The sequence below is a fragment of the Sporosarcina sp. Y838 genome (genome assembly GCF_056786515.1).
This window is the reverse complement of the sequence record NZ_JBXCJD010000005.1, coordinates 279,253-293,403: the sequence shown is the minus strand read 5'-3', so window position 1 is coordinate 293,403 and position 14,151 is coordinate 279,253. Positions and strand designations below refer to the sequence as shown.

The 14,151-nt window shown below is 38.4% G+C and carries 13 protein-coding genes; 8 read left to right on the top strand and 5 right to left on the bottom strand.

What is annotated here, in order from left to right; all coding sequences use genetic code 11:
* Window positions 1-16 precede the first annotated feature (16 nt).
* A complete protein-coding gene (locus tag AC1TO4_RS09720; protein WP_482105143.1) occupies window positions 17-1,210 on the bottom strand; it encodes an NAD(P)-dependent malic enzyme in 1,194 nt (397 codons plus the stop codon).
* Window positions 1,211-1,470: 260 nt separating this feature from the next.
* Between AC1TO4_RS09720 and AC1TO4_RS09715 the strand changes: the two genes are divergently transcribed.
* Window positions 1,471-2,133 (top strand): YczE/YyaS/YitT family protein, encoded by a 663-nt coding sequence (locus AC1TO4_RS09715; protein WP_482099934.1) that lies wholly within the window; start codon window positions 1,471-1,473, stop codon window positions 2,131-2,133.
* A 79-nt stretch (window positions 2,134-2,212) separates the two neighbouring features.
* Here the strand turns inward: AC1TO4_RS09715 and AC1TO4_RS09710 are convergent, their stop codons facing one another.
* Window positions 2,213-2,872: an HAD family hydrolase gene (locus tag AC1TO4_RS09710; protein WP_482099933.1), complete on the bottom strand. Its 660-nt coding sequence runs from the start codon at window positions 2,870-2,872 to the stop codon at window positions 2,213-2,215.
* Window positions 2,873-2,986: 114 nt separating this feature from the next.
* Between AC1TO4_RS09710 and AC1TO4_RS09705 the strand changes: the two genes are divergently transcribed.
* Window positions 2,987-3,895 carry an RluA family pseudouridine synthase gene (locus AC1TO4_RS09705; RefSeq protein WP_482105142.1) on the top strand — a complete coding sequence of 303 codons (909 nt, stop codon included), beginning with the start codon at window positions 2,987-2,989 and terminating at the stop codon, window positions 3,893-3,895.
* Between the two features lie 93 nt (window positions 3,896-3,988).
* Here the strand turns inward: AC1TO4_RS09705 and AC1TO4_RS09700 are convergent, their stop codons facing one another.
* Window positions 3,989-4,633, bottom strand: a complete 645-nt coding sequence (locus AC1TO4_RS09700; RefSeq protein WP_482105141.1) for a spore coat protein — start codon at window positions 4,631-4,633, stop codon at window positions 3,989-3,991.
* A gap of 168 nt (window positions 4,634-4,801) precedes the next feature.
* Here AC1TO4_RS09700 and AC1TO4_RS09695 point away from each other — a divergent pair, with 168 nt between their 5' ends.
* Window positions 4,802-6,088, top strand: coding sequence for a LysM peptidoglycan-binding domain-containing protein (locus AC1TO4_RS09695; RefSeq protein WP_482105140.1), 1,287 nt, complete (start codon window positions 4,802-4,804; stop codon window positions 6,086-6,088).
* Window positions 6,089-6,166: 78 nt separating this feature from the next.
* On the opposite strand, the gene AC1TO4_RS09690 is transcribed toward AC1TO4_RS09695, so the two are convergent.
* A complete protein-coding gene (locus AC1TO4_RS09690) occupies window positions 6,167-6,307 on the bottom strand; it encodes a hypothetical protein (protein ID WP_482099930.1) in 141 nt (46 codons plus the stop codon).
* A gap of 323 nt (window positions 6,308-6,630) precedes the next feature.
* Here AC1TO4_RS09690 and gdhA point away from each other — a divergent pair, with 323 nt between their 5' ends.
* The 3 genes from gdhA (at window position 6,631) to AC1TO4_RS09675 (ending at window position 11,337) form a co-directional block, all read left to right on the top strand.
* Window positions 6,631-8,013 (top strand): NADP-specific glutamate dehydrogenase, encoded by a 1,383-nt coding sequence (gdhA, locus tag AC1TO4_RS09685; RefSeq protein ID WP_482105139.1) that lies wholly within the window; start codon window positions 6,631-6,633, stop codon window positions 8,011-8,013.
* A gap of 165 nt (window positions 8,014-8,178) precedes the next feature.
* Window positions 8,179-9,387 carry an argininosuccinate synthase gene (locus AC1TO4_RS09680; RefSeq protein WP_482105138.1) on the top strand — a complete coding sequence of 403 codons (1,209 nt, stop codon included), beginning with the start codon at window positions 8,179-8,181 and terminating at the stop codon, window positions 9,385-9,387.
* A gap of 294 nt (window positions 9,388-9,681) precedes the next feature.
* Window positions 9,682-11,337, top strand: coding sequence for an S-layer homology domain-containing protein (locus AC1TO4_RS09675; RefSeq protein WP_482105137.1), 1,656 nt, complete (start codon window positions 9,682-9,684; stop codon window positions 11,335-11,337).
* 60 nt (window positions 11,338-11,397) lie between these two features.
* On the opposite strand, the gene AC1TO4_RS09670 is transcribed toward AC1TO4_RS09675, so the two are convergent.
* A complete protein-coding gene (locus AC1TO4_RS09670; RefSeq protein ID WP_482105136.1) occupies window positions 11,398-12,195 on the bottom strand; it encodes a histidinol-phosphatase HisJ family protein in 798 nt (265 codons plus the stop codon).
* Between the two features lie 95 nt (window positions 12,196-12,290).
* Here AC1TO4_RS09670 and hisZ point away from each other — a divergent pair, with 95 nt between their 5' ends.
* Together hisZ and hisG are read left to right on the top strand one after the other, a co-directional pair.
* Complete coding sequence (gene hisZ / locus AC1TO4_RS09665) at window positions 12,291-13,523, top strand: ATP phosphoribosyltransferase regulatory subunit (protein WP_482099925.1); 1,233 nt, start codon at window positions 12,291-12,293, stop codon at window positions 13,521-13,523.
* Window position 13,524: 1 nt separating this feature from the next.
* Window positions 13,525-14,151: an ATP phosphoribosyltransferase gene (gene hisG, locus AC1TO4_RS09660; RefSeq protein ID WP_482105135.1), complete on the top strand. Its 627-nt coding sequence runs from the start codon at window positions 13,525-13,527 to the stop codon at window positions 14,149-14,151.

The following is a 14,151-nucleotide window of genomic DNA, read 5'->3' as shown; positions in this document are numbered from 1 at the left end:
TTTATACTGGTTCTATTTAATGGACAGCGAGCGAAAGGGCAGAAGCCCCTGATTCTATTGCCGCTTTACTCACAGCTTCTGTGACCGCTTTTACAACGCGTTCATCAAAAGGATCAGGAACAATATAGTCTTCATGCAAATCGGAATCGTCAATGACAGAAGCAATGGCAAAAGTAGCTGCAAGCTTCATGCTTTCGTTGATTTCAGTTGCACGCACATCTAGAGCGCCTCGGAAAATACCTGGAAATGCAAGCACATTATTCACTTGATTTGCAAAATCGGATCTACCTGTTGCCATAATACGTACCCCTAATTCCTTCGCTAAAGCAGGTGCAATTTCAGGGTCGGGATTAGCTAAAGCAAAGATAATTGGATCTGTATTCATGCAGTCGATATCATCTTTTGATAAAATATTAGCAGCAGAAACGCCAATAAAGACATCAGCACCTGTCATAGCGGTTTGTAAAGACCCCTGTAGACCGTCTGGGTTTGTAATTTGTGCAATTTCGTCTTTAGTCGGATTCATGCCTTCAGGACGGCCGGTGTAAATAATGCCTTTTGAATCACAGATGACAATTTGTTCAAAACCAATGTTCAGCAGGTGTTTTACAATTGCAATCCCGGCGGCACCAGCTCCATTTACAGCTATTCTAAGGGTTGCCATATTTTTTTTGACGACTTTCATAGCATTAATTAATCCTGCGGCGACGACGATAGCAGTACCATGCTGATCATCGTGGAATACCGGGATATTGCATTCCTCGCGTAATCTCTTTTCAATTTCAAAACAGCGCGGGGCTGAAATGTCCTCCAAATTAATTCCGCCAAATGTCGGGCTTATAGCTTTGATTGTTTGGACGATGGTGTCCACATCTTTTGTACCTAAACAGATTGGGAACGAATCAATATTGGCGTATCTCTTTAACAATAGAGCTTTACCTTCCATTACAGGAAGTGCCGCTTCTGGTCCAATATCACCCAAACCTAACACAGCAGATCCATCTGTAATCACTGCTACTAAATTCCCTTTGATTGTGTAGTCATATACTGCGTTGGGGTTTTTGGCAATCTCTATACACGGTTCTGCAACTCCTGGTGAATAAGCTAGGCTAAGATCCCTACTATTTTCAAGTGGAACCTTTGAAATAACTTCCATTTTGCCCTTGTGAATTTGATGCATTTCTAAAGATGACCGGTAAGAACTCGTCATTTAACATACCCCATTCCATTGTAGTGTTTTTATCTGTTGTTATAAATTATTAACATGAAGCAGATAATAATGCAAGAGTGAAAATTCTGCACAATTAGAAAATTTAGCGAATGGAGCGCTTACATTGCTTTTATATCAGTGTTTGCTTAAAATCAAAAAAAATTCGAAAAAAAGCTCATTTAATAAAATTATCGGAAATAATGAATCTTCAAGAAAAAAATATGGTACATTAAAAGGGGCAGGCAACTAAGATTAGAAATGTGAAAGTAGATGCTGACTTTATGAAAAATATAGTAATTATTGGTTTGTTTTATTTAATAGGACTTGCATTATTGTCTTTAGGGATTTGTTTAATGATTCTTTCTGATTTGGGTGCGGGACCTTGGGATGCTTTGTATGTGGGGCTTTCAGATATTATTGGATTCACGGTAGGAAGTTGGGTCTTTATTGTTGGCGTGCTATTGATCATTATAAATAGTGTCCTACTAAAAAAAGTACCGGATTTCTCAGCGATTATAACAATATTAATCATTGGTTCTTTTATCGACTTTTGGTTGCTAATCGTATTTTCTACGTACTCGGTAACCGGAATGGCTATGCGAATCTTCTTATTAACAGCAGGAATTGTTATTATTGGAATAGGTATTTGCTTTAAACTTCAATCAAGTTTTGCTAGAAATCCTGTGGATAACTTGATGATGGCCTTACAATCACTTTCAGGAAAAAGTTTGGCTGTAACAAAAACAGTGATGGAAGTATTTATCCTAGTTTTGGCATTTTTTATTGGAGGACCTATTGGCATTGGAACAATCATTGTTACCTTTGCTATTGGACCACTTATTCATATCATCTATCCGCCAGTAACGAAATTTAGAAACCGAATTTGTATGACAGAAATAAACAAAAAACCAACATCCTTTTGAGTGGATGTTGGTTTTTGTAGTTTGGACGTAGGGTACGCTTAAAATCTGTCATACTGGCTAATTTCAATATATTTTTCGTTTAAACTATTTCCCATTTCCGTTCAGTAGCAATTGCATGTAACCTTGGTTCAGGTCTAACAGCCACGGGGTTACCAACGAGTTCCAAGACGGATAAATCGGACAGGCTGTCACCGTATGCAAAACTATTTTGCCAATCGATATCATAGCCATCTAAAACTTCCTTGATTTTTTCGTTTTTACGTAGTCCTTGTATATGATAAATAGGTGTTTTATAATCGATGATTTCTCCCTTCAATGGAATCTCGGTGCCGATAATTGTGTCAAATTGCAATTCTTTGGTTACCGATGTTAAAAGAGAAGTATACGCTCCCGAAACAAGCATTATATGTACATTGTCATTCGCATGCTTCTTTAGCCGTGCAATGACTTCAGGATTAAAACCTTCACGTACTTTCTCAGTTAGTTCACCAAAATAGGTATTCATCTCCGCAATGGATGCAATTTGGAGTGCGTTTAAATAGACTTGCATGGATCGTTCTTTCATCTTAGCCTCTGGAACCAACTTTAACTTATGACCGATAAATGGAGGTAAGATAGCACGGTAAAAACGCTTATAATTTGATTTGTAAACGGGGTGGTATCTTAAATGGTTCATGAGCAGTTGGAAAGTCTCATCCGAATACAGTGTTCCATCAAAATCGAATATTGCAACTCGCATAAAAATCCCCTTTTTCTTGCTATTTGTAATTAATTCTTATGTTTAATCATACAGCGTTTGTATTGTTGTAGCAATTTGAGGATAATAAGAGATGAGAGTGAGGCGTATTATATTATGAAAAAAAATCATAAGAATTCTTCTAGCAGAAAAGACGACACAGCAATTTATCTGGTTAAAGAACCTACAGAACTATTATCTTTTTTACTGGAGTCGATGTCTAAGAGCAGTAGGAATTCAGTGAAATCGATACTGACGCGCGGGCAGGTTACAGTTGATGGAAAGGGAATCACGCAACATAATCATCCCCTCAGACCGGGACAGCGTGTTGAAATCCTTAAAAATCAAGCAGCATTGAAAGAGGAAACGCTGGTTGGTGTTACGATTTTACATGAGGATGACGATATTATTGTTATTAATAAAGAGGCTGGACTTCTATCTGTCGCATCGAAAAACCCGGAAGATATGACGGCTATCAGACAGTTAATGGACTATGTAAAAGAATCCAATTCCAGAAACCGTGTTTATATTGTTCACCGCCTTGACCGGGATACTTCGGGTGTGATGTTATTTGCAAAGAACGAAGAAGTGAAGAACGGTTTACAAGCTGCTTGGAATGAGGTCGTGAAGGAACGTACGTACACTGCACTTGTTGAAGGTAAAGTTAGAAAGAAAGAGGGTACAATTTCATCATGGTTAAAAGAAAGTAAAACATATAAAATGTATTCTAATCCTACTGACAACGGTGGACAACATGCTATTACCCATTATAAAACACTGCAGTCAAATGCAAATTACACGTTACTTGAAGTTCAACTTGAGACAGGTCGTAAAAACCAAATTCGCGTGCACATGGAAGATATCGGTCATCCGATAGTCGGCGATAAAAAGTATGGATCTTCTGTAAATCCAATCAAACGTATTGGACTTCATGCAACTGCGTTAGCAATTATACATCCTCGGACTGGAGAACTTGTCCGCTTTACGGCAGACGTACCATCATCTCTTGTTGCCAAATCAAAATAATTGGTTGGAATACACATGAAGACCTAGTCATTAAACAAAAATCAGGTGCCCACTTTAAATTGAGTAGGCACCTGATTTTTGTTTAAAGTTATTTTACTGAAGTTTGTTATTCGGCATACCCGGTTGACCAGTCGATGATGCAAATGCATTTAGTATTTGCTGCATATCTTGCTCTGCCAATTGTGGAATTTGGTAATAATGATGCTTATTTTGATAAATTGACAGTTCATAAGCCATTTCGATACAGTTTGGAACGGAGTCGGCCAACACACGGCGAAGTACAGGGTTACAGGTTTCCGTAGCTACCATCGTTTTCATCGATGATGCTGCTTTGGCTGACCCTAGTAGAAAACCTGAAATGATCTCGTCCGAAATTTCTGAAACAGATTGCATAGGCTTCTTTGGTTGCGAGGGTTTCATGCCATAGACAAAATCATTTCCTTGTTTCATTTTGTAGCTACCGGTCGGATGTGAAGGATCCTGTCCCGTTTTGAAGGTTTCAACAGTAATATTATATTCGTCTAATGTGAAACGGTATTGGCGATCCAAAATATCAAGTAACTCAGGATCCTGAACGTGTGGACGAAGCAGCATTGCTTGATTCAGGGCTGCCACTGTACCAGATAGTGCCTCATGAACATCGAATAATTCATGACCACCGTGATTCATTTGTTGAGGAACCGTACCCGTATGCATGTTCTCATGAGTTTGATTTTGACCGAATGGATTTTGCGTCACTTAAATAATTCCTCCTAATAATAAAGTTTTTCATCAACAGTAGTATGGTTTGTCATGTAATAGTTATACGCAAAGATCTTCAATTAAAAAAAATGATGCATAACTTCTTCCTAACAAAAATAGTCTAAGGTAGAGGACATTTTTGTCAATGAAAGGCAGATGATGAGTATGCAGATTCATGTGGTTCAAAAAGGGCAAAGTTTGTATAGGATTGCTCAGGCTTATGGAATTAATTACACGGAAATTGCACAAGCTAATGAATTGCCGGACCCATCACGGCTCGTTGTTGGTCAAGCCTTAGTCATTCCGACAACTGGTAGCTTCCACTGGGTTCAGCCAGGTCAATCACTGTATGTCATTGCAGGATTGTATGGTATGACAGTCAATGAGCTAGCAACAATCAACGGGCTTTCACCAACACAAACTCTTCAAATCGGCCAGCGACTATACATCCCGCCAAAACCGAAAAAGCCGGCTGAATCATTACTTTACGTCGAACCCCGGACCCCGGTAACTCAAACGATGATTGATGAAGTGAGAAATCGGGTCGGTGCACTGACGTATCTCGCTATGTTCAGCTATGAAGCACAGCGGGACGGTTCATTAAAAGCGCCTCCGCTGGATGATATTCCGAATATCGCCCAATCTGCGGGTGCGGCAAATGCGCTAGTCGTAACGAACCTGGAAGAGTTCACATTCAATCCGGATCTTGCACATGTATTATTTACAGACGAAGAGGCTCAAAACCGTCTGTTCGGAAATCTCATCCAAGTTGCCAATGATGTCGGATATAAGGACATCCATTTTGACTTTGAACTATTACATCCGGAGGATCGCGAACTGTACAATAGTTTCCTTCGAAAAGCGAGAGATCTTATCCATCAAGCCGGATTCACAATTTCCACCGCGCTTGCGCCTATGACAAGCGACGTCCGGACAGGGATTTATGGCGCCCATGACTATCGTACCCACGGAGAAATCGCGGATTTCGTTTCTTTAATGACATATGAATGGGGATATACGTATAGTGATCCGCAAGCGGTCAGTCCAATCGGTCCTGTACGGAATGTAGTTGAGTATGCTGTCACTCAAATCCCGAGTGAAAAAATATTCTTGGGCCAAAATCTTTATGGCTATGACTGGTCGTCTCCTTACCCTAGTCAAGGCGGATCTGCAGCTAAGGCAATTAGCCCACAACAGGCGATAGAACTTGCAGTAGAGGAAGAGGTTGACATTCAGTACGATTATGTCGCGCAGGCACCGCATTTCAACTACACAGACGACACAGGCGTTCAACATGAAGTATGGTTTGAAGATGCTCGTAGCATTCAAGCAAAATTTGACTTAATTAAACAGTTTAATTTACGAGGAATTATGTATTGGAAGTTAGGGTTGGCGTTCCCACAAAATTGGTTGCTTTTGGAGGATAACTTTACTATACGCAAAATAGAATAAATAAAAAGAACCGCGGTGCTTTAAGCACTCGCGGTTCATTTTTTCATCATCTACACTATAATATTTTGGATAAATAGGTTAGTCTCTATTAAGATAGTTGTTAAAAGCTGACAATAATTCTAAATCTGGATTAAAAATTAATGCAGGTAGGAAAACGAAAGTCATAATCAACATTATATTAGCTCCTACAAATGCACGTATCATTTTTTTGATTTTCATAATCGTTCTCCCTCTTTCTCCTGATTGTCATTTTCTAATAGCATTTAACAGCAATACGGTTTAATATATGCAAAGTCAATTGATACTAGAATAATTAGATAATACACCATTTTCAGAAATATGTAAATGTCTTTTTTTCGTATACATAAAAATAACAAAATGATGTATAATTACTTATTCAGAATCAAAAAAATGTTGAATAATATCATGATTTCAGAGATACTATTAAAACTAACGGTTTAATTCTGAAATGTTATTTGTCTTTGAGAGTGGGGATTCAGCAGTTCCCGCAGTTAATTATATAAGAAAGGGATGAGTGACCCATGACGAAGTTGAATGAAATGCACGCAGAAAATAAAAAAAGAGCAAATGATTATGTTCATGAAGTCTATGAGCTAATTAAAAAGAGAAATCCAGATGAAAAGGAATTCTTACAAGCGACAAGAGAGATTTTCGATTCGCTTCGACCTGTCTTTTCCATGCACCCCGACTATATTACAAATGGTATTTTAGAACGAATTACAGAACCTGAAAGAATCATCATTTTTCGTGTTGCATGGGAGGATGACAAAGGAAAAGTCCATGTAAATCGTGGTTTCCGCGTTCAATTCAACAGCGATCTCGGCCCTTACAAAGGCGGAATCCGATTTCATCCTTCCGTAAATAGTAGTATCATGAAATTCCTCGCATTCGAACAGATTTTTAAAAATGCCTTAACAGGTCAGCCGATTGGCGCGGGAAAAGGTGGATCTGATTTTGATCCAAAAGGAAAGTCGGATCGTGAAGTTATGCGTTTCACCCAAAGTTTCATTACAGAGTTAAGTAAGTATATCGGTCCTGATACAGACGTGCCAGCTGGCGATATTGGCGTTGGGAAAAGAGAAATCGGTTATATGTTCGGACAGTATAATCGCTTGAAAGGTGGATATGAAGCAGGTGTATTCACCGGGAAAGATCCGAAACACGGCGGTAGTCTTGGGCGTAAAGAAGCGACTGGATATGGAACTGTCTATTTTGTTGAAGAGATGTTGAAAGAAGCAGGTTTAAGTTTTGAAGGACAAAAAGTTATTGTTTCTGGGTCAGGAAATGTGTCGACATATGCAATTGAAAAAGCGATTCAATTAGGAGCGACGGTTCTGGCTTGTAGTGATTCAAGCGGTTATATTTACGATGAAAATGGCATTAATCTAGAGACCATCAAGCGTTTAAAAGAAGTTGAGAACAAACGGATTTCTGAATATATTAAAGAACATCCACATGCGGTGTATCATGATGATTGTTCCAATATCTGGACAATTCCATGTGATATTGCGCTACCTTGTGCAACTCAAAATGAAATCGATGAGATAGCTGCACGTATACTGATTGCAAATGGTGTGATAGCGATTGGGGAAGGTGCGAATATGCCTTGTACGTTGGAAGCAATGTCCGTTTTCCATGAAAACAATGTATTATTTGCTCCAGCTAAAGCGGCAAATGCAGGTGGTGTTGCAGTATCGGCAATGGAAATGTCACAAAATAGCATGCGTTTATCCTGGACGGTTGAAGAAGTTGATGAAAGACTTCAAAACGTTATGAAAAATATATACGCGAGCTGTTTAGATGCTGCAGAGACATATGGCCATCCGGGAAATCTGGTAGTTGGAGCCAACATTGCAGGATTTTTAAAAGTAGCAGATGCAATGGTAGCCCATGGTCTTAGTTAAGGTTATGACAGTCCCCTAAAAAGAGTACACAAAATAGCATTTGTGTACTCTTTTTTTTTATGAAAAATTTATTCAGACCTATTGTATTAATTTTAAAATGTGTTATTATAAAAATACAAAATGATGCATAAAGATACAAGCGGATGAATGGGAGGGAAATTTATTATGATTAAGAAAAAAGTAGTATTGGCATATTCCGGTGGACTGGATACTTCTGTAGCAGTTCAGTGGCTAACAGAACAGGGGTACGAAGTTGTTGCAGTTTGTTTGGATGTTGGAGAGGGAAAGGATTTGGACTTCATCCAAGCGAAAGCATTGCAAGTTGGAGCAGTTAACAGTTATGTAATTGATGCGAAAGAGGAATTTGCTCAAGAGTATGCATTACTATCTCTTCAAGCTCAAACATATTATGAAAACAAATATCCACTTGTTTCAGCTCTTTCACGTCCACTCATCTCAAAAAAACTTGTAGAAGTTGCACATAAAGAAAACGCTACGGCTGTTGCACATGGCTGCACCGGAAAAGGTAACGACCAAGTTCGTTTTGAAGTTGCTATTAAAGCACTTGATCCCTCACTTGAAGTAATTGCTCCTGTTCGTGAATGGAGCTGGTCACGAGAAGAAGAAATCGCTTATGCGAAAGAGAAAAATATTCCGATACCAATCGACCTTGGTAGTCCGTATTCAGTTGACCAAAACTTATGGGGACGTGCTAATGAATGTGGAGTTTTGGAAGATCCGTGGGCAGCACCACCTGAAGACGCTTTTGGACTAACGGTTTCAATTGAAAATGCACCGGATACGCCGGACGTCATTGAAATTGAGTTTGTAAGAGGTGTACCGGTAAGTATTGATGGTCAACAATATCCGCTTAGTGAATTAATCCAAAAGTTAAATGATATCGGCGGGAAACATGGTGTGGGGAGAATTGACCATGTGGAAAATCGTCTGGTCGGTATCAAATCACGTGAAGTGTACGAGTGCCCGGGTGCTATTACATTATTGAAAGCACACAAGGAACTAGAGGATTTAACACTCGTCAAAGAACTGGCTCATTTTAAACCAATTATTTCACAAAAACTGAGTGAATTGATTTATAATGGTCTCTGGTTTTCGCCGCTTAAAGAGGCGTTGCATGCATTCATTAAAGAAACACAGCAATATGTCAATGGTACAGTCCGAGTGAAACTCTTCAAAGGACATGCAATTGTTGAAGGTAGGAAGTCAGCAAATTCGCTTTATGATATGAACTTGGCAACATATACTTCTGATGACTCATTTGACCAGTCTGCGGCTGTTGGTTTCATAAAACTATGGGGCTTACCGACGGAAGTTCATAGCATGGTAAATAACAAACAAGCAGTGAAAAATTAAATTACTTCATATTTAGAACCTTCTACTAAGGATAGTAGAAGGTTTTTTTGACTTATTATTGTATAAAGTTCCCACTAAAAGAATTATGTGCAAAAGATTTGTACTACAAGTAAATGGGTATTTACCGATGTCTTTAGCTGATGCACGCTCTTCTTTTGTCTGAGTGAAATTGAAGGGATTAGATGCTATTTGGCGAATTAATTAAAAGTGTTAGTAATTTAAATAAAGAGGTTGGACAGTATAATTGTACTAACAAGGAAAGTAGCTGAACAAAATTAGAATGGGGGGAAGTACATGATTAAAAATAGGTTTAAACTACCTTTACTTTTCGTAGTTGCACTTATGTTCCAGATGGTTGCAGGCCCATTACATTTCTCTGCTGAAGAAGCGAGCGCACTTGATACAAATGCACCGTCTTGGGTAGTACCAGTCGATTATGTGGCACTCGGTGATTCTTTGGCGGCAGGAGTAACTCCAAACGATGAATTAGGGGAAGGCTATACGGATTACCTTGCACAATCAATGCATTCGATTGGTGCATTAAAGTCCTTTAATAAAGGTTTCTCATTTCCAGGGTATACATCAGGAGATATAGTGAAAGACCTTCAGGAGGATGTGACTAAAGCTGTTTTCGGTATTGGCTATAATGTGGAGAAGGTTCAACTTCACCAGTCAATAGCAGACGCAGAAGTGATTACAATTAGTGCTGGGGCTAATGATGTATTACCACTTGTTAAAATAGACTCAGCCACTGGTGTTGCAACTGTCGATCAGCAAGCGATGGCAACAGCAATCCAACAAGTAGCACTGAACTATAAACTGATTTTGAAGCAAATTAATAACCTCAATCCAGATGCACAAGTTTATGTAATGGGCTATTACAATCCTTATCCCTATATGTCCGCTGAAATACAACCATTTCTTGAACAACTTCTTAACTCATTGAATAAAGGTATTGAACTGGGGCTCACGGGATCGACAGCAAAATTTGTACCAACCGGCGAAGTAATTGCTACTGATCACTTGGCTCACGTCCCAAACCCTCACAATATCCACTTGAGTGAACTTGGTTATCAAAAGGTGCAAGATCAATTTTGGAAACAGATGCTTACTGCGAATCCATGGATACCCGCTAATAGTCTGGTCGCTGAATCGAGTGAAATTGATTCAGTTAACTTAAAGTGGCAGCCTGCTACAGATAACCTAGCAGTGACGAGTTATGAAATTTATAATGGGACAGAACATATTGCCGCAGTAAATGGAGATGTTACGGCTTATAAAATAGAAAAATTAGATAAAAATACAGCGTATTTCTTTTCTGTTGTAGCTGTCGATCAAGCTGGAAATAAAAGTATCTATAATCCGATAGTAACAGTAACGACTAAGGATAGAGAACAGTTGCTATTCACAGATATAAAAAACAATGGATTGAAAACGTACATTGAACAGGCAGCAGTGAATGGGATTATTGGCGGTTATCCAGATGGTACATTTAAACCCAATCAAAATTTGACTAGAGTACAAGCAGCGGCAATCCTTGTACGTGCACTTAAACTAGAAACAAACGAAGCTGCTCCATTTGGTGATATTAACGGTTATGCTGCACAAACCAAGGCGGAAATTAATGCTGCATATAAATATGGAATTATTAAAGGTGACAAAGGAAACTTTAAACCAAGTGCAGAAGTAACGCGAGTTCAACTTGCATTAATGATTGAACGTGCATCTAAAGTTGTGACGGGTAAGGCATATACAGCTACTAAAAAAGCTCCTTATACTGATTTAGGAAATTATAATGCGGAAGCAGTTAATGCCATTTCCATGCTCCATGAATTAAACATTGCAACAGGATTTCAGGGGAAATTCATGCCTAGCAGTTCCACTACACGTGCACAAGCTGCAAAAATAGTTGTGAATTTCACAACTATATTAAAGCCTGTACAGCAATAGAACAGAAAAATAGTCCGTCCCATCTTTAGAAATCAGGATGTGACGGACCGTTTTGTGATTTTATATCAAATTGCTAATGGAATGGAAGGTTGGTTTTTGATCGGTAAACGTAGTGATATACTTGAATCCAGTGGCCTGTAGCAATTCGAGTGATTCACTGAATTGAAATGCAATATCTTCGGGCTTATGTGCATCAGAACCAAGCGTAATTATTTCGCCTCCACATTTTTTATAAAGCTTTAATATATCATCACTTGGCATGCCATTCGCTAATCCATAGCGTACACCAGATGTATTTAGCTCAATACCTTTACCTTCAGGAATGATTATATTGAAAATCTCGGTTATTTCATCATGGAATGGATTATCGCAGGACTTTTGTGTATATCTTTTTACGAGGTCAATATGACCAAGAATATTAAAACGTTTAAAGTTTTTTACACAGTCCAGCAACTCAGCATAATAAATGCCATATGCTTCCTCTATCGTTTTATTCTCAAAAAACTCTCCGTAATGCATTCCCTTTCTCTCGACCGTATGCATAGAACAGATGACAAAATCGAAAGTTTCGTTATCCATTAAATCTTCATATTTGTTTAATAAATGGGGTTGTACACCAATTTCGACGCCTTTCTTAATTTCAATAAGTCCCTTATATTTTTTCTGCATTTCTAATAATTTATTTGTGTAATCCAATTTATCAAAATCAAAGACGATTGAATCATCGGGGTATTGATAGTCGATATGCTCAGTAAAACAAATCTCTTTCAATCCTTTTTGAATGGCTCCATCAATCATATCTTCCATTGGAATTGAGCAGTCTCCTGAGAACGAGCTGTGCATGTGATAATCAAACATTAATAATCATTCCTCCTGTTGACAAATCGTAGTTATACCTTTATAGTACTAAATAACTTTAGTCTAGTAAAGCAATAAAGTAAGGGGTGCTAAATTTGGTTAGAAATGAAGTGTATCCAGACAGGATGCTTAGTGAGAACGAGAGATTTGAAAGAATCATTAAAACGATAAATAAGCGTTTTACAACATACGGCTATAAACGCCTTAAGACATCTGCATTTGAGCAATATGACTTGTATTCAAAAGTGAAGAGTTCAATCAATCAAAATGAAATGATAAAAGTAATCGATCATACTGGACAAGTCTTAGTATTGAGACCCGATGTTACGATTCCGATAACAAAAGAACTTGTACAAAACTTCCCGGGAATTTCGAGTGAGCTTCGCTATTTCTATGTTCAAGAAGTATTTCGCCAGCCATTAGATAATAATGAAAGCATAGAACGGACACAGGCGGGTATTGAATACTTTTGTGAAAGCTCTCCCGAAGCAGATGCAGAAGTAATCGCACTTGCGTGTCACTTAATGAAAGATTTAGGTTTCAACGATATTAAAATTGAACTAGGTCACGCGGGTTTTTTTAACGAAATTATTCAGAGTCTTCCGCTATCTACACCGCAAATTAATCAATTAAAGTCATTGATACAAGCGAAAAACGTTGTGGAAATTGGACCCTTTCTCAAAAAAATGGAAATCGATGACGATGTGAGAGAATTAATCGAACGTATCCCATTTTTATATGGAAATCCTAAGGATGTAAGCGAACGTACTAAAGGAATTGCCTTGACGGATAAAATGCAGGAAACGCTCGATTATTTAATGGATGTCTATAGTATATTGGAAATGTATGGACTGGAACAGTATATCGTCATGGATTTAGGCTTAATTAATCATATGGGCTATTATACAGGCGTTATATTCCAAGGTTATGTCGAGAAATTTGGCAAGCCTGTATTAATGGGCGGACGTTACGATGAATTAGGAAACGAGTTTGGCGCTTCCCTCCCGGCGATCGGATTTGCTTGCGAAATTGAGTCATTGGTTAAAGCGACTGATAGCAGGGAAGCTGTATCCCCTTATCCGATTGATATTAAAATCATCTACGAAGATAACGAATTGGAGCAGGCCATAGTTATTGCAAATGACTTAAGGGAACGTAAGTATAGCGTTCTATCATTTTCTGAACAGAAAGAGCTGGCAGATTTACGGCAAAGCGAATACTTGATTCGTTTGGGGCAAGGTCTCAATTCACTTTTATATAAAGATAAAACAACGACATTTTCAGATTTGAATGAGTTACTGGATTTACTTGCAGGAGGATTGAATTAAAATGAACCAATTGACGATTGCGTTGGCAAAGGGACGAACTGCTGACAAAGCATTACTATTTTTTGGAAAAGCGGGAATTCATTTTTCAGACTTTCATGAAAAAAGTAGGAAACTCGTAATCTACAATGACAAAAATACAGTTAAACTCATTTTTGTGAAAGCGGTGGATGTACCGACTTATGTTGAAAAAGGTGCAGCAGACATTGGAATTGTCGGAAAAGATACGATAATGGAGGATCCGGTTGATGTCTATGAATTGCTTGATTTGGGAATAGGAAAATGTCAGTTGGCGGTTGCTGGATTCCCAGATAAACAACTGGAGAGTAGTTCACTATTGACTGTTGCTTCAAAGTATCCGGCCGTAACAAAAGCATATTTTGACAGCAAAGGCATTCGCATTGAAACAATCAAGTTGAATGGTTCGATTGAATTGGCCCCTCTCATCGGTATGGCAGATGTCATTGTTGATATTGTTGAATCAGGTAAGACGCTTAAAGAAAATGGATTGGTCGTATTAGAAGAAATTGCAGATATCAGTGCACGATTAATTGTTAATAAAGCAAGTTACGCTACAAAAACGAGTCAAATCCAGCAATTCATTTCGGACTTAAAAGCCGTATTGGAGTGA

What these genes read in the sequence shown, in the direction of transcription:
- AC1TO4_RS09720 (WP_482105143.1), bottom strand. Translation starts at nt 1,210, where the DNA reads ATGACGAGTTCTTACCGGTCATCTTTAGAAATGCATCAAATTCACAAG.
- AC1TO4_RS09710 (WP_482099933.1), bottom strand. Translation starts at nt 2,872, where the DNA reads ATGCGAGTTGCAATATTCGATTTTGATGGAACACTGTATTCGGATGAG.
- AC1TO4_RS09705 (WP_482105142.1), top strand. Translation starts at nt 2,987, where the DNA reads ATGAAAAAAAATCATAAGAATTCTTCTAGCAGAAAAGACGACACAGCA.
- AC1TO4_RS09695 (WP_482105140.1), top strand. Translation starts at nt 4,802, where the DNA reads ATGCAGATTCATGTGGTTCAAAAAGGGCAAAGTTTGTATAGGATTGCT.
- AC1TO4_RS09690 (WP_482099930.1), bottom strand. Translation starts at nt 6,307, where the DNA reads ATGAAAATCAAAAAAATGATACGTGCATTTGTAGGAGCTAATATAATG.
- gdhA (WP_482105139.1), top strand. Translation starts at nt 6,631, where the DNA reads ATGACGAAGTTGAATGAAATGCACGCAGAAAATAAAAAAAGAGCAAAT.
- AC1TO4_RS09680 (WP_482105138.1), top strand. Translation starts at nt 8,179, where the DNA reads ATGATTAAGAAAAAAGTAGTATTGGCATATTCCGGTGGACTGGATACT.
- AC1TO4_RS09675 (WP_482105137.1), top strand. Translation starts at nt 9,682, where the DNA reads ATGATTAAAAATAGGTTTAAACTACCTTTACTTTTCGTAGTTGCACTT.
- AC1TO4_RS09670 (WP_482105136.1), bottom strand. Translation starts at nt 12,195, where the DNA reads ATGTTTGATTATCACATGCACAGCTCGTTCTCAGGAGACTGCTCAATT.
- hisG (WP_482105135.1), top strand. Translation starts at nt 13,525, where the DNA reads ATGAACCAATTGACGATTGCGTTGGCAAAGGGACGAACTGCTGACAAA.